Here is a 17,934-nt window from a genome sequence, read left to right on the forward strand (position 1 = left end):
GGGATCGGTGGCACGAGCTCCGCCCCCAGGACTCGAACCTGGACCAAGGGCACCAAAAACCCTTGTGCTGCCGATTACACCAAGGCGGACCGGACCCGGCGACGCCGTGCTCTCACGTGCTCGGCACGTGCACGTCACCTGCCCGTCGCCGCGCCCCCGGTTCGACCCGGGCCGCGGCGGGCGGGCCGGGTCCGGGAACAGTCTGCCAGGTCGGTCCCCGTGCCCGACGCCGCGCGTGCCCGTCTCGCCCCATCCGCACCGGACGCGGGGCGTGGCCCGCACCACACCCGCGCGCGCCCGCCCGACGACGCCCGCGCCGGCGGGCGCGGACCCTCCGGCTGCGGCGACCGCCCGCACGGCATGATGGACCCGTGGCAGACTCCAGGCGCACCCCCCGATCCCGCATGACCGCGAGCCAGCGGCGCGAGCAGCTGCTCGCCGTCAGCCGCAAGCTGTTCGCCGAGAAGGGGTTCGAGGGGACGAGCGTCGAGGAGATCGCCGCGCGCGCCGAGGTGTCCAAGCCCGTCGTGTACGAGCACTTCGGCGGCAAGGAGGGCATCTACGCGGTCGTCGTGGACCGCGAGGTGCAGGCGCTCACCGCGGCGCTGTCGGGCGCGCTCGACGAGGGCGGTCACCCGAAGGTGCTGCTGGAGCGCACCGCGCTCGCCCTCCTGTCCTACATCGAGGCGTCGGAGGACGGCTTCCGGATCCTCGTGCGCGACTCCCCCGTCGCGCAGGCCACGGGCACCTTCTCGAGCCTCATCGGCGACGTCGCGACGCAGGTCGAGCACCTCCTGGCGCACCAGTTCCGCACGCGCGGCCTCGACCCGAAGGTCGCGCCCATCTACGCGCAGATGCTCGTCGGCATGGTCGCCCTCACCGGTCAGTACTGGCTCGACGCGCGCTCCCCCAAGAAGACGGAGGTCGCGGCGCACCTCGTCAACCTCGCCTGGAACGGCCTCGCGGACATGGAGAAGCGGCCGCACCTCATCACCACGAGGTCCTGACGCAGATCCGCTCCCCGAACCCGCGTCATGACAGCGGGGTCAGCCCGTCTCTCTGGCGGCAGAGCAGAACGACGAAGCGGGGCAGCGGATGCACGGGCACGACCGGTCGGCCGACCAGGAGTACGGCGACCCACGGGACGAGATCCGTCCCACGGTCTGGGGGTACGTGACCTGGACGACCGCACGGTGTCTGCAGGGCGACGTCCCGGGCGCGCCCGCGCGCGTCGTCCAGCGCACCGACGTGCTCGTCCCGGGCCTCACCCCCCACGAGCTGGACCGGGTGCGTCGGCACGCCGAGTGGCGCGCGTCGGTCGACGTGGTGCGGGTCGGTCTCGTCGCGGGCGTGACGACCGCGCTCGCCGCCCTGGTCGCCGGGCGGCACCTGGCGGCGCCCGAGACCCTGCTCCTCGCCGCCGTCCTCGGGCTCGTGGCCGCGCTCCTCACCGTCGTGCTCCTGCACGTGACGGGCCCGCGCCTCACGCGGGTCGAGCGTCGCGCGCTGCGCCGGGCCGTGGAGATCCGGCGCGTGCGCGTCGCGCCCCCGACGTCGGCCGTGATGCGCGTGCTCGTCGCGATGAGCGCCGTCGAGTCGGTGTCCGGTCGGCTCGACGAGCAGGACGCCGCGCTCGCCCGCGAGCTGCTCTGGGTCTCGCTCGACGCCGTCCGGCGCGACGACGCCGCAGCCGTCGACGAGGCGACCGGGACGATGCTGCGCCTCGCCGTGCGGGCCGCGCGGACGCTGCCCACGGTGCGCGACGAGCACCTCGGCTGACCGGCGGGCCCGACGTCGGCAGGGGCGCACCCCCTGCTTCCGCACGGCCAGGACGTGACATCTGTCCCGTGCCGCGCGCGTTCGCGCGTGGTTGTGTGGAACGCATGGCGACACTCGAGATCGACTCGCTGACCAAGTCCTACGGCGACGTGCGCGCCCTGCGCGGCACGTCGTTCGACGTCCGCGCCGGGGAGATCTTCGGCTTCGTCGGCTCCAACGGCGCCGGCAAGACGACGACGATGCGCATCGTCCTCGGCGTCCTCGCCGCCGACGGCGGCGAGGTCCGGTGGGAGGGCCGGCCCCTCGACCTGGCCGCCCGCCGCCGCATCGGCTACATGCCGGAGGAGCGCGGCCTCTACCCGCGCATGAAGGTCGGCGAGCAGCTCGTCTACCTCGCCCGGCTGCACGGGCTGTCCGCCGCGGCGGCGAAGGACGCGATGGAGCGCTGGACCACGACGCTCGGCGTCGAGGCGCGCCGCGGCGACGAGGTGCAGAAGCTCTCGCTCGGCAACCAGCAGCGCGTCCAGCTCGCCGCCGCGCTCACCCACGACCCCGAGCTGCTCGTGCTCGACGAGCCGTTCAGCGGGCTCGACCCCGTCGCCGTCGACGTCATGAGCGGAGTCCTGCGCGACCGCGCCCAGGCAGGCGTGCCCGTCGTGTTCTCGTCGCACCAGCTCGACCTCGTGGAACGGCTGTGCGACCGCGTCGGCATCATCAAGGACGGCGCGATGGTGGAGGTCGGCACGATCGACGAGCTCCGTCGCACCGAGCAGGAGCGCTGGGTCGTGGACGGCCCGCCCGGCGCCACGTGGATCGGCGCCGTGCCCGACGCGCGGGCCGTCAGCCTGGAGGGGTCGCGCACCGTCGTCGAGCTCGTGCCCGGTGGGTCGACCGGCGACGGGACCGGGGGGCGCGAGCAGGCCGTGCTGCGCGCGGCGCTCGCCGCCGGGCCCGTGCACGAGTTCGCGCTCGTCCGGCCGTCGCTCACCGAGCTGTACCGCGACGTCGTGAGCGCCGAGGAGAAGCCGGCCGCGACGGCCGCCGAGACCGTGGAGGTGGGGGCATGAGCACGGGGACCTCGTTGACGTCCTGGGGCGCGATCCGCCTCGTCGCGGGTCGCGAGATCATGACGCGGCTGCGCTCCAAGTCGTTCGTGTGGCTGACCGTGATCCTCGTCGGCGCCGTCGTGCTCGGCGGGGTCGTGCTCAACCTCGCGAACGGGTCGGGACCGAGCGCCGAGCGTGTGGGGGTCACGCCGCAGACCGCGGCGCTCGCCGAGACGATCGAGACCACGGGGAGCACGCTCGGGACCGACGTCGAGACCGTCGACGTCGCGGACGACGCCGCGGGCGAGGCCCAGGTGCGCGACGGCGACCTCGACGCGCTCGTCACCGGGAGCGTCGGCTCCCCCACGGTCGTCGTCGACACCGAGCTGTCGTCGAGCCTCACGGCCGTCTTCACGACGCTCGCCCAGCAGACCGCGCTGTCCGACGCCGTCGCGAGCCTCGGGGGGGACCCCGCCCAGGTCGCGGGCGACGTCGCGACCGCCGCGCCGGACGTGCGCACCATCGGCGAGCCGAGCGAGTTCGACCCGGCGCGCTACGTCACCGGCCTGGTCACCGGCATCCTGCTCTTCATGGCCATCATGATCAGCGGCCAGCTCATCGCGCAGGGCGTCGTCGAGGAGAAGACGAGCCGCGTCGTCGAGCTCCTGCTCTCGACCGTGCGCCCGTGGCAGCTCATGGCCGGCAAGGTCCTCGGCATCGGCCTCGTCGGGCTGGGGCAGGTCGCGCTCGTCGTGCTCGCGGGCGTCGGGACCGCGCTCGGCCTCGGCCTCGTCGACACCTCGACGATCGACCTCGGGACCGCCGCGGCCTGGGCGCTCGTGTGGTTCGTCGTCGGCTTCGTCAGCTACGCGCTGCTCATGGCCGGCCTCGGCGCGCTGGTGTCGCGCCAGGAGGACGTCGGCGCGGTCACCACGCCCGTCACGTTCCTCATGATCGTGCCGTACATCGTGGGCGTCTCCGTCGCGCCGTGGGCGCCGGACAACCCGCTCGTCGTCTGGCTGTCGTACGTGCCGCTGTGCTCGCCGCTGCTCATGCCGGTCCGCATCGCGCTCGGCAGCGCCGAGACGTGGGAGGCCCTCGTCGCGCTCGGCCTCTCCGTCGCCGTCATCCCCCTCCTCGTGTGGCTCGCGGCGAAGATCTACTCCAACGCCGTCCTGCGCACCGGCGCCCGCGTCAAGCTCACGGACGCCCTGCGCACGTCCTGACGGCGGGGCTCGGCCCCGCCCCGCCGAGGTAGAGGCGCGGTTCGTCGAGGTAGAGGCCAGGTCCGGTGGTCGACGACGGTGGGTCGCCCCACCCTGTGCTCGTGTCGCCCTGGTAGGTGCGCGGCCAGGCACGGCCCGCACGACCACGCCTCTACCTCGGCGGACAGCGTCTCTACCTCGCGGGACCACGGCTCTACCTCGCCGAACCTGGGCTCTACCTCGGCGGACAGCGGCTCTACCTCGCGGGGCCAGGGCTCTACCTCGCGGTGGCGGGTCTTGCGGCGCGCCGCGACGACCGGCGAGCCGTCAAGAGTCTTGACGTCGAGACACGTCGAGTACCCTCGCGTCATGGACCAGCAGCACGAGGACGAGGTCGACCGCATCGTCGCGGCGTGGCAGCGCGAGCGGCCGGACCTCGACGTCGAGCCGCTCACGGTGTTCTCGCGGGTCGACCGGCTCGCCCGGCACCTGGACCGGGCGCGGCGCACGGCGTTCGCGCGCGGGCACCTGGAGACGTGGGAGTTCGACGTCCTGTCCGCGCTGCGCCGCGCGGGCGAGCCGTACCGCCTCTCCCCCGGGGCGCTCGTCACCCAGACGCTCGTCACGAGCGGGACCATGACGAACCGCATCGACCGGCTCGAGGAGCGCGGGCTCGTCGTGCGCCGCCGCTCGCCCGACGACCGGCGCGGCGTGCTCGTCGAGCTCACGCCCGAGGGCCTGGAGCGCGTGGACACGGCGATGACCGACCTCCTCGCCGTCGAGGCCCGCATCCTCGACGCGCTCGAGCCGGGCGAGCGACCTGCGCTCGCGGCGCTCCTGCGTACAGTCGGAGGACAGTTCGACGACTGACCGACGGCCCGGACGACCGGGCGGGCGTCGCCGCACGCGCCCGCACCCGGAGGTCCCCGCCCGATGCCGTCGTCACGGCCGCCCCGCCCGAGCACGTTCCGCGGCGGGATCGACGGGGTCCTGCTGGTCGCCGTGCTGCTCGTGGCCGTCAACCTGCGGGCGCCGCTCACGGCGCTCCCGCCCGTCGTCGCGGACGTCGCGGCCGACCTCGACCTCACCGCCGCCGCGGCGGGCCTGCTCACCGGCATCCCGGTGCTGTGCTTCGCGCTCGCGACGCCCGCCGTCGCGGGCCTGCTCGGGCGGTCGTCGCTCCGGACGGCGATCGCCGTCGCGCTCACGCTGATCGTCGCGGGGACGGTCCTGCGCTCGGCGGACCTCGCGGCGCTCGGCGCGGCCGGGACGTTCGCGGGCACGGTGCTCCTCGGGCTCGGCATCACGACGGCGAACCTCGCGGTGCCGATGATCGCCCAGCGCGACTTCCCCGGCCACGTCGCGACGGTGACGGGCCTGTACACGGCGGCGATCAACGTCGGGACCGTCGCGACGACGGCGCTCACCGCGCCGCTCGCGGACGCCGTCGGGTGGCGCTGGGCGCTCGCGTCGTGGTCGGTGCTCGCGGTCGTCGCGCTCGTGTGGTGGCTGCGCGCGGTGCCGCGCGAGGCGCGCGAGCCCCGGGGCGTGTCGGTGGAGACCGTGCCCGGCCCGGCGGCATCGGAGACGGAGGCCGGGGCGGCCGGGGATGCGGCCGAGGCGGACGCGCTGGCGGCGGCCGCGGCGGAGGGCGTCACGGGCACCGACCCGACGACGGCCCGTGAGCGCCACGTGCTCGCGACGCCGTTCACGTGGTGGCTGTGCGCGATGTTCGCGCTCCAGTCGTCGAGCTTCTACGCGCTCACGGCGTGGCTGCCGCTCGTCCTCGAGGACCTCGCGGGCATCCCGCGCTCCGCGTCGGGCGGTGCGGCGTCGCTGTTCCAGGGCTTCGCGATCGTCGGCGGTCTCGCGGTGCCGCTCGCCGCGCGCCGCCTCAGCCTGCGGCAGACGTTCGTCGGGATCGCGGTGCTGTGGCTGACGCTGCCCGTGGGGCTGCTCGTCGCGCCGGGGCTCTGGGCGGTGTGGGCGTCCGCCGCGGGCGTCGCCCAGGCGGCGAACTTCGTCGTGATCTTCACGCTCGTCGCCCAGCGGTACCCGACGGTCCGGCGCGGCCGGCAGGCGTCGGCGACGGTGCAGTCGGTCGGGTACTGCCTGGCCGCCGTCGCGCCCACCGCGGCCGGGGCGCTGCAGACGGCGACGGGGACGTGGACGGTGCCGGTCGCCGTCGTGCTGGGTGCGCTCGTGGTGATGACCGGGATCGGGCTGGTCCTCACCGGCGCTCCCCGTCGTCGCGCGGGCTGAGCGCGCAGCCCTTTCCCCGTGGAGCCTCCTCGCCCTTGACCCCTTCTCGCGCACGTGTTTATGGTGTATACACAGTTTATGGCGCACACGAGCAGTGTGCGCCGCACACGAACGGCCGACGGAGAAGGAGAAGGGCGATGACCGGACCGATGATCGCCGCGCAGGGGCTGGAGAAGTCCTACGGCGACCACGCCGTGCTGCGCGGCGTCGACCTGACCGTGCGCCGCGGCGAGATCTTCGCGCTGCTGGGGCCCAACGGCGCGGGCAAGACGACGACCGTCAACATCCTCACGACCCTCGTCCGGCCCGACCGCGGCACGGCCCGCGTCGCGGGCGCCGACGTCGTGCACGACGCCGCCCGGGTGCGCGAGACCATCGCGCTCACGGGCCAGTACGCGTCGGTGGACGAGTTCCAGACGGGCCGCGAGAACCTCGTGATGATGGGCGAGCTCGCGCACCTCCCCCGCCGGGCGGTGCGCCCGCGCGCCGCCGCGCTGCTCGAGCGCTTCGACCTCACCGACGCCGCGGACCGGCGGGTCGGGACCTACTCGGGCGGCATGCGCCGCCGTCTCGACCTCGCGATCAGCCTCGTGGCCGACCCGGCGGTGCTCGTGCTCGACGAGCCGACGACGGGCCTCGACCCGGCGTCGCGCGCGCAGCTGTGGGAGGTCGTGCGGGGCCTCGCCGCCGACGGGACGACCGTCCTGCTGACGACCCAGTACCTGGAGGAGGCCGACCGCCTGGCCGACACGATCGCCGTCCTGCACGACGGCCGCGTCGCGGCGCGGGGCACGGCCGCCGAGCTCAAGACGCTCGTCGCGGGCGACCACGTGCGCGTGGCGTTCGACGACCCGGAGAGCCTGGCCGCCGCCGTCGGGCTCGCGCCCTCGATCGGGCTGGCCCGCCCGACGGCCGACGCGAAGGACCTCTCGCTCACCGCACCGAGCGACGACCCCGTCCGCACCATCCGCGACGTGCTCGCGGCCGCCGACGCCCACGCGCTCGCGGTCGTGGGGGTCAGCGTCGTGCGGCCCACGCTCGACGACGTGTTCCTCGCCCTGACCCGGAAGGAGGGCGCCCGATGAGCGCCGCACCCACGACCACGCTGCCCCGGCCGTCCCGCACCACGCGGCCGCGCGCGCGGCAGACCCCGGCCACCGCGGCGCGCGACGTCCGCACGATGGTCGGCCGCGAGACCCGCCGCCAGCTGCGCAGCGTCGACGGGCTCGTCACGGCCTTCGCGCTGCCGGTGATGATCATGCTCGTCTTCGTCGTCATCTTCGGCGGGGCGATCGGCGGGGACGACTACATCGACTACGTCGTGCCCGGCGTGCTCGTGATGTGCCTGGGGTTCGGCTCCGCGACGGCCGCGGTCGGCGTCGCGCAGGACATGACGTCCGGCACGATCGACCGGTTCAAGACCCTGCCGATCTTCGGGCCGTCCGCGCTGTGGGGGCACGTCGTGGCGAGCGTCGTGCGCAACCTCGCGTCCGCCGTCGTGGTCGTCGGTGTCGCGCTCGCGCTCGGCTTCCGGCCCGACGCCGGGCCGGCCGACTGGGCGGGGCTCGTCGCGTTCGCGGTCCTCGCCGTGCTGACGTTCACGTGGCTGAGCGTGGCGCTCGGCCTCGTGCTGAGCGTCGAGGCGTCGCAGTCCGTGAACTTCCTCTTCCTGTTCGTGCCCTACCTCAGCTCGGGGTTCGTCCAGATCGACACCATGCCGTCGTGGCTGCACGGGTTCGCCGAGAACCAGCCGTTCACGCCGGTCATCGAGACGTTCCGCGGGCTGCTCGCAGGCGCGCCCGACGCGTCGACGGTCCTCACGGCCGTCGCGTGGCTCGCCGGCTTCCTCGTCGCGAGCTGCACCGCCGGCTCCCTGCTCTACCGCCGGCGGACCGCCCGCTGACCCCCCTCCGCCCCTCTCTCCCACCCACCCCCGCCCCCACCCCCGCGCGGCCGAGCAGGTGGTCCTGGTGCGTCCGGTCGACAGGACGCACCACGACCACCTGCTCGCGCCACCGGGAAGGCCTGCTCGGCAGGGCTGCGACCCACGTCCGGGCACCGTCGGGGAGGATGAAGCCATGACGGACGCACCCGACCTCCCGCCCCGGCTCGCGCTCGCGTGGGGCGTGGCCGAACGCCCCGAGCGCGCGCCGAAGCGCGAGCTGAGCATCGAGCGGATCGTCGACGCGGCCATCGAGCTCGCCGACGCCGACGGGCTCGGGGCCGTGTCCATGGCGAAGGTCGCGCAGAGCCTCGGCTTCACGACGATGTCGCTCTACCGGTACGTCACGAGCAAGGACGACCTGCTGCTCCTCATGCAGGAGGCCGCGCTCGACGTCGAGTACCCGCCCGCGCACGAGCCCGCCGACTGGCGCGCCGAGCTGCGCGAGTGGGCGCAGTTCACGATGGCGGTGTTCGCGTCGCACCCGTGGTTCCTCGACATCCCCGTGACCGGCGCGCCGCTCACGCCGAACAACCTGCGCGGCGCGGACGCCGGGCTGCGCGCGCTGCGGTCCACGCCGCTCGACGACGAGGAGAAGATGTCCGTCATCCTCCTCGTCAGCGGGTACGCCCGGAACGCGGCGCGGCTGCAGACCGACCTCGCACGCGCCGTCGCGGCGGCCGGGGGCGACGAGGCGGTCCAGGGCGGCGCGTGGGCCGACGCGCTGCGCGGGCTCGTGGACGAGGTGCGGTTCCCCTACCTGCGCCCGCTCGTCGAGGCCGGCACGTACGCGGGCGAGGGCGAGATCGACGACACCGCGTGGGGGCTGGAGCGGGTGCTCGACGGGATCGCCGTCTACGTCGACGCGCGGGCCGCCGGGGCGCCCGGCGCGGGCCGCGCGCCCGGGCGGCAGCCCACCACGGTCACGGAACCCGCACCGGCGACGGACCCGCGGGACGCCGTCGCGCCCGTCGAGGTCGCGGTGCACGTCAAGGACGCGCGGGTCAAGAAGGCGACGCTCCGGCGGCGCGACGCGGAGCGGCGCGTGCGCGAGGCCCAGAAGAAGGTGCGCGAGCTCGAGAAGGCCCTGCGGGACGCCCAGAAGGCGGAGCACGAGGCGGCCCGCGCGGCCGTCGAGAAGGCGCGCGGCTGACGCACCACGCACGACGGCGGCCGGCCACCCCCCGGGCCGGCCGCCCGCCGTCGTGCGTGCGCGGGCGGGGTCACTCGGCGAGCGCGAAGCCCGTCGTCCAGGAGGTCTTCTCCCCCGCCGCGAGCGTGAGCTGCAGGAAGCCGAGGGCCTCGAGCTCGTGCGCGCGCTTCAGCGAGCCGGCGTCGACGACGCGGACCCCGGACACGGCGCCCGCGAGGGCGGCCTTCGCGTCGGCGTCGTCGCCCGCGACGAGGACCGTCGTCGCGAGCGGCCCGACCTGGCCGGTGGCGAGCGTCGCCGCGAAGTTCGTGTTGAACGCCTTGAGGACGCGCGCGCCCGGGACGCGCTCTTGGATCTGCGCCGCGGCCGACGAGCCGTCGGGCACGACGAGGGAGTCGAACGTCGCGAAGTCGAGCGGGTTGGTGATGTCGACGAGGACCTTGCCGTCGAGGCGGCCCTCGTAGGCGCCGAGGACGTCGTCGAGCGCCCCGTACGGGAGCGCGAGCACGACGACGTCGCCGGTGATCTCGTCGCCGACGGTGCCCGCCGTGACGCGCGGGTCGACCTCGGTGGCCTCACGGGTCAGGACCTGCACCTGGCTGCCCGCGGCGAGCGCGAGACCGGCGATGGCCGAGCCCATGTTCCCGGCGCCGATGATGGTGATGCTGCTCATGGTGGCTTCCCTTCCTCCGCCGGCCCGACGGTCGGCTATTAGTTGTTGCTACAACTAACACCGTACGCCGCTAAAGTTGTACCGTCAACTATGCGGATCGCCGCACCGGAGGAGGCACGATGACGACGGAACCCCGCTGGCTCGACGACCAGCAGCTCGACGCGTGGAAGCGGCTCGTGGCGGTCGTGGAGCTGCTGCCGGGCGTCCTCGACTCCCAGCTCCGGCGCGACGCCGACCTCAGCCACTTCGAGTACTACGTGCTCGCGATGCTCTCCGAGGCGCCGCGGCGCACGCTGCGCATGACCGACCTCGCGGGCGCCACCAACGCCACGCTCCCCCGGCTCTCCCACGTCGTCGCACGCCTCGAGAAGCGTGGCCTCGTCGAGCGCGTGCCGTGCCCCGAGGACCGCCGCGCGACGAACGCGCACCTCACCGACGCCGGCTGGGAGAAGGTCGTCGCGACCGCGCCCGGGCACGTCGGGACGGTGCGCGACCACGTGATCGACGCGCTCACCGACGAGCAGGTCGAGCAGCTGGACGCCATCGCGGGCGCCATCCTCGAGCGCGTCGACCCCGACGACCGCATGGGCTTCCTGCGGCGCTGAGCCGCACACCCGCGCCCGGCTGGGCCCCGGCGACACGCCCCGGGCGTCCGGACCCGGGTCCCCGCGGGGTCAGCGGGTCCGCACGGGCCCCGCGAGGACGAGCCGCTCGCCCGGCGCGAGCGCGCCGAGCGCGACGAGCGGGTCGTCGACCGCGAGCTCGACCCGCCCGGGCAGGGCGGCGAGCACGTCGTCCCACTCCGGGGCGGCGTCGTCCACCTCGACGCTGTGCCCGTTCACGAGGTCGAACGACACGTACCGGGCGGTGCCGCCCGGGGCACCGAGCGCGAACGCGGTGACGCGGCGCACGTCCGCCCACGGCGCGAGGACGCCGCCCTGCCCGTCGTCGACCTCGACGCCGCGCGCGGACACCGCGACGCGCATCCGGTCGGCCGTCACCCGGCGACCTCGGCCGCCTCGAGCCACGCCGCCTCGAGCTCGTCCTTCTCCGCCGCGAGGGTGCGCAGCTCGGCGTCGAGCTCCGCGACCGCCGCGAAGTCGGTCGCGTTCGCCGCGATCTTCTCGTGCAGCCGGCCCTCGGCCTCCGCGATCTTGCTCAGGCGCCGCTCGATGCGGTTGATCTCCTTCTTCGCCGCCCGCACCTCGGCCGCGCTCGGGCCCGGGGCCGCCACGGCCGGCCCCGCGTCCGGTGTCGCGTCGGCGCCGCCCGTGGGCGCGAACCCGGTCGACGCCGCGCCCGCGCCCGCGAGCGCCGCGCGCCGCAGCTCGAGGTACTGCTCGACGCCGCCCGGCAGGTCGCGCACCTGGCCGTCGCCGAGCAGCGCGACCTGGCGGTCCGCGACGCGCTCCAGCAGGTAGCGGTCGTGCGAGACCACGATGAGCGTGCCGGGCCAGCCGTCGAGCAGGTCCTCGAGCGCGGCGAGCGTGTCGGTGTCGAGGTCGTTCGTCGGCTCGTCGAGCAGGAGCACGTTGGGCTCGGCGACGAGCAGGCGCAGGAGCTGCAGGCGCCGCCGCTCGCCGCCCGAGAGGTCGCGAACGAGCGTCTGCGACCGCTCGCGCGTGAAGCCGAGCCGCTCGACGAGCTGGGACGCGGAGAGCTCCTTGCCGTCGACGACGACCGAGCGCTTCTCGTCCTCGATCACCTGGATCACACGCGCGCCGGCGATGTCGTCGAGCTCGCCGACGTCCTGCGACAGCTCCGCCACGTGGACGGTCTTGCCGCGCTTGACCCGCCCGGAGTCGGGCTCGCGCCGCCCGGCGAGGAGCGCGAGGAGCGTCGTCTTGCCGGCACCGTTGACCCCGACGACCCCGTACCGGTCGCCGGGCCCCAGGCGCCACGTGACGTCGTCGAGCAGCACGCGCTCGCCCTGGCCGTCCTGGCGCGGCACCGCGACCGTCACGTCCTCGAGGTCGAGCACGTCCTTGCCGAGGCGCTTCGTCGCGGTGCGCGTGAGCTCGAGCGTGTCGCGCGGCGGCGGGACGTCGGCGATGAGCGCGGCGGCGGCGTCGAGCCGGAACTTGGGCTTGGACGTGCGCGCGGGCGCGCCCCGCCGGAGCCACGCGAGCTCCTTGCGCAGCAGGTTGTCGCGCTTCTCCGCCACGACGGCCGCGGTGCGCTGGCGCTCGGCGCGCGCGAGCACGTACGCCGCGTACCCGCCCTCGTAGCCCTCGACCTGGCCCGAGCCGTCGCCGCGCACCTCCCACATGCGCGAGCACACGGCATCGAGGAACCAGCGGTCGTGCGTGACGACCACGAGGGCGCCCTTCGCGCCCGGGCGGGCGAAGCGGTCGCCCAGGTGCGCGGCGAGCCACGCGACGCCCTCGACGTCGAGGTGGTTCGTGGGCTCGTCGAGGAACAGCACGTCGTGGTCGGCGACGAGGAGCGCCGCGAGCGCGACGCGGCGACGCTGCCCGCCGGACAGCGTGTCCGCCGGGGCGTCGAGGTCGAGGTCGCCCAGCAGCCCCGCGTGGACGGTGCGGATGCTCGCGTCCGACGCCCAGGCGTGGGTCGCGGCGTCGCCGTGCACGAGATCGCGGATCGTCGCGCCGGTGCCGACGTCGTCGCGCTGGTCGAGCAGGCCCACCCGCAGGCCGCCCACGCGGGTGACACGGCCGCCGTCGGGCTGCTGCGTGCCCGCGAGGAGGCGCAGGAGCGTCGTCTTGCCGGCCCCGTTGGGGCCGACGATGCCGACGCGGTCGCCGTCGTCGAGGCCGAGCGAGACGTCGTCGAGCAGGGTGCGGGTGCCGACGGTCAGCGAGATGCCGTCGGCGCCGAGAAGGTGAGCCACGCCGTCGAGCCTAGGCCGCACCCCGTGAGTGCGGGAAATAGCCGCCGATCCGCGACGGGACCACGACTGTCCCCCGCACCCACGGGAGGGGCGGTCAGCCCTTGAGGCCGGTGTGCGCGAGGCCCTGGACGAACTGCTTCTGGGCGACGAGGAACACCGCGAGGACCGGCAGCACGGTGAGCGTCGTCGCGGCGAGCTGGACGTTCCACATCGGGCCGCCGTAGGCGTCGACGTACTGCGTGAGCGCCTGCGGGAGCGTGAACCGGTCCTTGCTGGACAGGTACACGATCGGCTCGAGGTAGAGGTTCCACGACTTGAGGAACGTGAAGATCGCGACGGCCGAGATCGCCGAGCGCGACAGCGGGAACGCGATCCGCCAGAAGATCCCCCACCGCCCGAGGCCGTCCATGCGCCCCGCCTCCTCGAGCTCGCCGGGGAGCCCGAGGAAGAACTGGCGCATGATGAACGTCGCGAGGACGCTCGGCGCCCCGAGGATCGGGATGACCACGAGCGGCCAGTGCGTGTCGATGAGCCCGAGCGAGTTGACCATCCGGAACAGCGGGACGATCGTCACCTCCGACGGCACGAGCAGCCCGACGAGCACGAGCAGGAACAGCGCGTTCGCCCCGGGGAACCGGATGCGCGCGAACGCGTACCCGGCCATCGAGGCCACGAGGATCGTCCCGACCGTCACGACCACGGCGATGTAGAGGCTGTTCCAGTACTGCTGCGCGAACGGCTGCAGCCGGAACACCTCGCCGTAGGCCGCGAACGACGGGTCGTGGGGCCAGAGCGTCGGCACGGCCCGCAGGATCTCGCTCATCGGCTTGAGGCTCGACGTCGCCATCCACCACGTCGGGAAGACGAACGGCACGCTGAGCACCACGAGGAGCGCCACGAGCGCCGCGCGCCCCCAGCGGCGGCGCGTGCGCGCGCTCCCCGTGCGGCGCGCGGGGCGTCCGCCGCGGGTCGCCGCGCCGTCGGCGCCGCCCGTGCCCGACGCCGCAGGCCGGGCCGGGCCGTCGTCCGCGCCCGGGAGCGTGGCCGGGCCGGGCATCACGTCAGACTTCATGGAAGACCCACCTCTTGCGCGTCTGCCACTGCACGAGTGTCAGGACGAGGACGATGACGAACAGCAGGACGGAGATCGCGCTCGCGTAGCCGAAGTCGTTGAACCGGAACGCCTGCTGGTACAGGTAGTAGACGAGCACGGTGGTCGAGTTCCCCGGCCCCCCGCCCGTGAGCACGGCGATCTGCGCGAACACCTCGAGCGAGCCCACGATCGTGAGGATCGAGACCAGCAGGACGGTCGGGCTGATGAGCGGGAGCGTGATCGACCGGAACCGGCGCCACGCGCCCGCGCCGTCGATGCGCGCGGCCTCCTGGATCTCCTCGGGCACCCCCTGCAGGGCCGCGAGGAACAGGATCATGTTGAGGCCCACGTTCTTGAAGACCTGCACGACGATCACCGAGAGCATCGCCGTCGTCTCCCCGCGCAGCCAGTTCGGGCCGTCGACGCCGAGCAGCGACAGGAACCCGTTGATGCCGCCGTCCGCCTGGAGCAGGAAGCTCCACACGATCGTCCACGCCACGAGGGACACGACGACGGGCGAGAAGAAGAACGTGCGGAACGTCGTCGTGCCGGGGAGCCGCTGGTTGAGCAGCACCGCGAGGACGAGCGCGAGCGAGATGTTGAGCACGACGAGCCCGACGGAGAACCACAGGCTCGCGAGGAGCGAGTCCCGCAGCCCGGGGTCGGCGAGCATCCGCTCGTAGTTGTCCCCGCCCGCGAACGTGAACGTGTTCGCGAGGACGTTCCACTCGTGCAGCGAGTACCAGACGACGGCGACCAGCGGCGCGACGACGAACGCGAGCGCGCCGAGCACGGCGGGCGCGACCATGGTGTAGCCCACGGCCGCGTCCCGTCGTGCGAGTGCGGAGGACGCCACGCTCAGTCCCCGAGCAGGGGCTGGATCGCCGCGCACGTGTCGGCGAGGACGCCCTCGACGTCCGCGTCGGCGGTCCACAGCGCGTCGAGCTGGGCGCGCACCGTGTCCTGCAGCTTGGCGAAGTTCTGGTGCGACGGCTTCGTCACGGCGCCCTGGATGCCGTCGACGACGACCGCCTGGAGCTGCTCCTCGCTGAGCTTCGGGTTGGCGGCCCCGAGCGTCTCGGCGGTGAGCAGCGACTCGCGCGGCGGCGGGAAGTACGCGGCGAGCGTCTCGGCGTTCTCCGGGTTGGTGAACCACGCGAGGAAGTCGGCCGCGACGTCGGGGTGCTCCCCGGCCGCGAAGACGCCGATGCCGGCCTGGCCGATGACGTTCTGCTGGCCCGCCGGGCCCGCCGGGAGCGGCACGACGTCCCACCCGAACGAGTCGTCGAGCGACGACGCGCGGCTGATCTGCGTGATCGTCATGGCGGAGTCGCCCGCGAAGAAGTCGGCCGTCGTGCCGGGACCGGGCAGCGCCTTGTCGACGAACGTCGCGTCGTGGATCCACGTGAGCGCGTCGACCATCTCGGGGTCGGTGAACGTGCACTGCGTGCCGTCCTCGCTCCACGGCGTCGCGTCCCAGCCGTCCCAGATCGTCGACAGGTTCTCCCAGACCTTGTAGTCGAAGTCGCGCACCACGAGGCCCTGCTTGCCCGACGTCGCGGCGGCCGCCGCCGCGATCTCGCGGACCTGGTCGTAGGTCCAGTCGCCCGACGCGACGAGGTCGGCCGGGTTCGGCTGGCCCGCCGCGGCGACCTGGTCGGTGTTGACGAACAGCGCGAACGGCGAGTTGGAGAACGGGTAGGCGTAGAGGCCGCCGTCCTTCTCCCACAGCGCGAGCGACGAGTCGAGCAGGTCGTCGTACGCGTACCCCTCGGTCTCCTGCAGCTTCGGGCCGACGTCGACGAGCGCGCCGCTCGCCACGAACTCGGGCGCGTAGCTCTCGAGGATCCACGCGAGGTCCGGCGCGTTGCCGCCCGCGAGCTGCGTCGTGAGGGACGTCGTGTAGTCCTCGAACGGGATGGTCTCGAACGTCACGCCGGACACGAGGTCGGGGTTCTCCGCGACGTACGCGTCGGCGATCTCCTGGAACTGCGCGAGCTGCGTCTCGTCGGCCGTCCAGACGGTCATGCGCAGCTCGACCGGCTCGCTCGGGGTGCTCGGCTCGCCCGCGACGTCGTCGCCGCCGCCGGAGCACGCGGTGAGGACGAGGGCGAGCGCGACGCCGCCGGCGGCCAGGGGTGCGCCGACGAGGCGGCGGCGCGGGGCGGACCGAGGGGCCGACCGTGGGGTGAGGGGGTTCATCAGTTCTCCTTCGGACTGAGGGTGGGCGGGGGTACCGGGCGCGGGGAGCCCGGGTCAGTAGGGGTGGGCCTCGGCGGGCCAGCGCAGCTCGACGCCCGCCCGGACGAGCTCGTCCTGGTAGTCGGCGAGGAGGTCGGCCTTCGACTGGACGGCGTGCGGCGTGCGGCCGGTCGCGAGGCAGTGGGCCGCGAGGTGGCCGGCGGCCTCGCCGACGTTCCACTCGACCGGGTGCAGGCGGTAGCAGCCGTTGGTGATGTGCGTCGTGCCGATGTTCTTGTTGGCGGCGAGCAGGTTGGTCACGCGCTGCGGCAGCAGGGCCCCGAGCGGGATCTCGAACGGCGTCGACGCCACGTCGATGTACGTGTCGCCGCCCGTCGAGGGGTGCAGGTCGATCCGGTACATGCCGACGCCGACCGAGTCGTCGTAGCGCGTCGCGCCGCGGTCGCCGCGCACGGCGTACGAGACGTCGTTCTCCGTCACCGTCGTCACGGCGCGCAGGCGGCGGGACTCGCGGTGGTAGGCCGCCTGGGCGAGGCCGTCGGCCGAGCCCATGACGTCGGGCCGCAGGCGCAGGCCCGGGAAGCCGGTCCCGCCGTCGGCGCGGGGCGCCTCGGTCTGCATCCAGTAGAGCATCGAGAGGCTGAGCTGCCGGGCGTCGGCGATCCGGGCCTCCTCCACGTCGCGCGGCACGTCGAGCACGGGCGCCAGGAAGTAGTCGATGCTCGGCCAGTTCACGAGGCACAGGTCGCTCGCGTAGTGGCCCGGCGCGAAGAGGTCGCGGGCCGCGATGCGCCGGAACGTCCAGAGGTTGCCGTCGCCGGGGTTCTTCGACTGGTCGGCGTCGACGGCGCGCGGGTCGTCGCCCGGGTTCGGGGTGAACGACCGCACGTCCATCGCGAGCGTGCGCGGGTTGGGCGCCTCCCACGACAGCATCCGGCGCCCGTTCCACGGGCCGGGGGTGTACGTGCTCCAGAAGTCGTAGCGCTCGGGGCGGTCGATCGTGTGGTCGCCGTCCACGTGCTCGACGGCGAAGCACACGCTGAGGGCCTGCACGTTGTCGGGCTGCGCCTCGTCCGGCGCGCTCGGTTCCCCGGTCTCGCGGTTCGACTCGAACCCGGTGACGTACTCGGTGCCCGTCAGCGGCAGGAGCTCGCCCGTCTCGGTCGCGTCGACGACGAACGCCGCGTGCACCGTCACGGCCGCGCCCGCGGCGTCGGCGGTGACCGGGGTGAGCGTCACGGAGGTGACGCGGTCGCCGTCGGTGGTGGCCGTCGTCGGGCGCACGCGCTCGAGCAGGCGGATGCGGCCGGCGGACCGCCACGGGGCGAGCATCTCCTCGAGCACGCCCACCGCGACGCGCGGCTCGTGGCACAGCTTGGAGACCCAGCCCGCGCCGGGGTTGAGGGCGTCCCACGTGCGCGCGGCGTCGGTGAGCGGGTACGAGCGGCGGTAGACGTCGCGGATGCCGTCGCGCAGCGCGCGGTAGCGCGCGGTCACGCCGAACCGCTCGACCCACGGGCTCTCGTCCGGCGGTACCGCCTGGGACGTGAGCTGGCCGCCGATCCACGGGTGCTCCTCGGTGAGGACGACGCGGGCGCCGCGCTCCGCCGCCGCGAGCGCGGCGGCCACGCCGCCGAGCCCGCCGCCGACGACGAGGACGTCTGCCTGGAGGTCTGCATGGGTCACGCTGGGGTTTCCGTTTCTCTGGTGCTCGGTGGTGCGGTCTGA

At 74.2% G+C, this 17,934-nt stretch carries 17 protein-coding genes and 1 tRNA gene; 10 read left to right on the top strand and 8 right to left on the bottom strand.

Annotated features, from left to right (window positions below):
- Window positions 1-17: 17 nt before the first annotated feature.
- Window positions 18-89, bottom strand: a tRNA-Gln gene (locus MT994_RS15425).
- Between the two features lie 315 nt (window positions 90-404).
- Here MT994_RS15425 and MT994_RS15430 point away from each other — a divergent pair.
- The 9 genes from MT994_RS15430 (at window position 405) to MT994_RS15470 (ending at window position 9,387) form a co-directional block, all read left to right on the top strand.
- Entirely contained in the window at window positions 405-1,007 is a 603-nt protein-coding gene (locus tag MT994_RS15430) for a TetR/AcrR family transcriptional regulator (RefSeq protein ID WP_031317332.1), read from the top strand.
- 88 nt (window positions 1,008-1,095) lie between these two features.
- Window positions 1,096-1,779, top strand: coding sequence for a hypothetical protein (locus MT994_RS15435; RefSeq protein ID WP_354806968.1), 684 nt, complete (start codon window positions 1,096-1,098; stop codon window positions 1,777-1,779).
- 104 nt (window positions 1,780-1,883) lie between these two features.
- Complete coding sequence (locus MT994_RS15440; RefSeq protein ID WP_076406284.1) at window positions 1,884-2,846, top strand: ATP-binding cassette domain-containing protein; 963 nt, start codon at window positions 1,884-1,886, stop codon at window positions 2,844-2,846.
- Entirely contained in the window at window positions 2,843-4,051 is a 1,209-nt protein-coding gene (locus MT994_RS15445) for an ABC transporter permease (protein WP_354806970.1), read from the top strand. The genes MT994_RS15440 and MT994_RS15445 overlap by 4 nt, the downstream gene beginning before the upstream one ends.
- Window positions 4,052-4,399: 348 nt before the next feature.
- Entirely contained in the window at window positions 4,400-4,900 is a 501-nt protein-coding gene (locus MT994_RS15450; RefSeq protein WP_021482856.1) for a MarR family transcriptional regulator, read from the top strand.
- Window positions 4,901-4,963: 63 nt separating this feature from the next.
- Window positions 4,964-6,292 (top strand): MFS transporter, encoded by a 1,329-nt coding sequence (locus MT994_RS15455; RefSeq protein ID WP_354806972.1) that lies wholly within the window; start codon window positions 4,964-4,966, stop codon window positions 6,290-6,292.
- 137 nt (window positions 6,293-6,429) lie between these two features.
- On the top strand, window positions 6,430-7,377 hold the full coding sequence (locus MT994_RS15460; protein WP_354806973.1) for an ATP-binding cassette domain-containing protein: 948 nt from the start codon (window positions 6,430-6,432) through the stop codon (window positions 7,375-7,377).
- Window positions 7,374-8,195, top strand: a complete 822-nt coding sequence (locus MT994_RS15465; protein WP_211435873.1) for an ABC transporter permease — start codon at window positions 7,374-7,376, stop codon at window positions 8,193-8,195. Before MT994_RS15460 ends, MT994_RS15465 begins: the two co-directional genes overlap by 4 nt.
- 175 nt (window positions 8,196-8,370) lie before the next feature.
- Window positions 8,371-9,387, top strand: coding sequence for a TetR/AcrR family transcriptional regulator (locus MT994_RS15470; RefSeq protein ID WP_168946124.1), 1,017 nt, complete (start codon window positions 8,371-8,373; stop codon window positions 9,385-9,387).
- Between the two features lie 70 nt (window positions 9,388-9,457).
- Here MT994_RS15470 and MT994_RS15475 read toward each other — a convergent pair whose 3' ends face one another.
- Window positions 9,458-10,060 (bottom strand): NAD(P)-binding domain-containing protein, encoded by a 603-nt coding sequence (locus MT994_RS15475; RefSeq protein ID WP_076406275.1) that lies wholly within the window; start codon window positions 10,058-10,060, stop codon window positions 9,458-9,460.
- Between the two features lie 119 nt (window positions 10,061-10,179).
- On the opposite strand from MT994_RS15475, the gene MT994_RS15480 reads away from it, so the two are divergent.
- Entirely contained in the window at window positions 10,180-10,665 is a 486-nt protein-coding gene (locus MT994_RS15480; protein WP_021483746.1) for a MarR family transcriptional regulator, read from the top strand.
- Between the two features lie 69 nt (window positions 10,666-10,734).
- Here MT994_RS15480 and MT994_RS15485 read toward each other — a convergent pair whose 3' ends face one another.
- From MT994_RS15485 to MT994_RS15510, 6 genes are all read right to left on the bottom strand, one after another.
- The gene (locus MT994_RS15485; protein ID WP_034654213.1) at window positions 10,735-11,061 is read right to left on the bottom strand and encodes a hypothetical protein; all 327 of its coding nucleotides are present in this window, start codon (window positions 11,059-11,061) and stop codon (window positions 10,735-10,737) included.
- Window positions 11,058-12,911, bottom strand: a complete 1,854-nt coding sequence (locus MT994_RS15490) for an ABC-F family ATP-binding cassette domain-containing protein (RefSeq protein WP_354806976.1) — start codon at window positions 12,909-12,911, stop codon at window positions 11,058-11,060. Before MT994_RS15490 ends, MT994_RS15485 begins: the two co-directional genes overlap by 4 nt.
- 94 nt (window positions 12,912-13,005) lie before the next feature.
- Window positions 13,006-13,983: a carbohydrate ABC transporter permease gene (locus MT994_RS15495; protein WP_354806977.1), complete on the bottom strand. Its 978-nt coding sequence runs from the start codon at window positions 13,981-13,983 to the stop codon at window positions 13,006-13,008.
- Complete coding sequence (locus MT994_RS15500; protein ID WP_228485059.1) at window positions 13,973-14,860, bottom strand: sugar ABC transporter permease; 888 nt, start codon at window positions 14,858-14,860, stop codon at window positions 13,973-13,975. Before MT994_RS15500 ends, MT994_RS15495 begins: the two co-directional genes overlap by 11 nt.
- Window positions 14,861-14,862: 2 nt before the next feature.
- Window positions 14,863-16,206, bottom strand: a complete 1,344-nt coding sequence (locus MT994_RS15505) for a sugar ABC transporter substrate-binding protein (RefSeq protein ID WP_061268083.1) — start codon at window positions 16,204-16,206, stop codon at window positions 14,863-14,865.
- A 54-nt stretch (window positions 16,207-16,260) separates the two neighbouring features.
- Window positions 16,261-17,892 carry an FAD-dependent oxidoreductase gene (locus MT994_RS15510; RefSeq protein ID WP_354806979.1) on the bottom strand — a complete coding sequence of 544 codons (1,632 nt, stop codon included), beginning with the start codon at window positions 17,890-17,892 and terminating at the stop codon, window positions 16,261-16,263.
- Window positions 17,893-17,934: the final 42 nt, after the last annotated feature.

Origin of the sequence: Cellulosimicrobium sp. MI9406 (assembly GCF_040595865.1) — a bacterium.
GTDB classification, from domain to species: Bacteria; Actinomycetota; Actinomycetes; order Actinomycetales; family Cellulomonadaceae; genus Cellulosimicrobium; species Cellulosimicrobium funkei.

Bases quoted from the DNA above. Each gene is read 5' to 3' on its own strand.
- MT994_RS15430 (WP_031317332.1), top strand. From the start codon at position 405: ATGACCGCGAGCCAGCGGCGCGAGCAGCTGCTCGCCGTCAGCCGCAAG.
- MT994_RS15435 (WP_354806968.1), top strand. From the start codon at position 1,096: ATGCACGGGCACGACCGGTCGGCCGACCAGGAGTACGGCGACCCACGG.
- MT994_RS15440 (WP_076406284.1), top strand. From the start codon at position 1,884: ATGGCGACACTCGAGATCGACTCGCTGACCAAGTCCTACGGCGACGTG.
- MT994_RS15445 (WP_354806970.1), top strand. From the start codon at position 2,843: ATGAGCACGGGGACCTCGTTGACGTCCTGGGGCGCGATCCGCCTCGTC.
- MT994_RS15450 (WP_021482856.1), top strand. From the start codon at position 4,400: ATGGACCAGCAGCACGAGGACGAGGTCGACCGCATCGTCGCGGCGTGG.
- MT994_RS15455 (WP_354806972.1), top strand. From the start codon at position 4,964: ATGCCGTCGTCACGGCCGCCCCGCCCGAGCACGTTCCGCGGCGGGATC.
- MT994_RS15460 (WP_354806973.1), top strand. From the start codon at position 6,430: ATGACCGGACCGATGATCGCCGCGCAGGGGCTGGAGAAGTCCTACGGC.
- MT994_RS15465 (WP_211435873.1), top strand. From the start codon at position 7,374: ATGAGCGCCGCACCCACGACCACGCTGCCCCGGCCGTCCCGCACCACG.
- MT994_RS15470 (WP_168946124.1), top strand. From the start codon at position 8,371: ATGACGGACGCACCCGACCTCCCGCCCCGGCTCGCGCTCGCGTGGGGC.
- MT994_RS15475 (WP_076406275.1), bottom strand. From the start codon at position 10,060: ATGAGCAGCATCACCATCATCGGCGCCGGGAACATGGGCTCGGCCATC.
- MT994_RS15480 (WP_021483746.1), top strand. From the start codon at position 10,180: ATGACGACGGAACCCCGCTGGCTCGACGACCAGCAGCTCGACGCGTGG.
- MT994_RS15495 (WP_354806977.1), bottom strand. From the start codon at position 13,983: ATGAAGTCTGACGTGATGCCCGGCCCGGCCACGCTCCCGGGCGCGGAC.
- MT994_RS15505 (WP_061268083.1), bottom strand. From the start codon at position 16,206: ATGAACCCCCTCACCCCACGGTCGGCCCCTCGGTCCGCCCCGCGCCGC.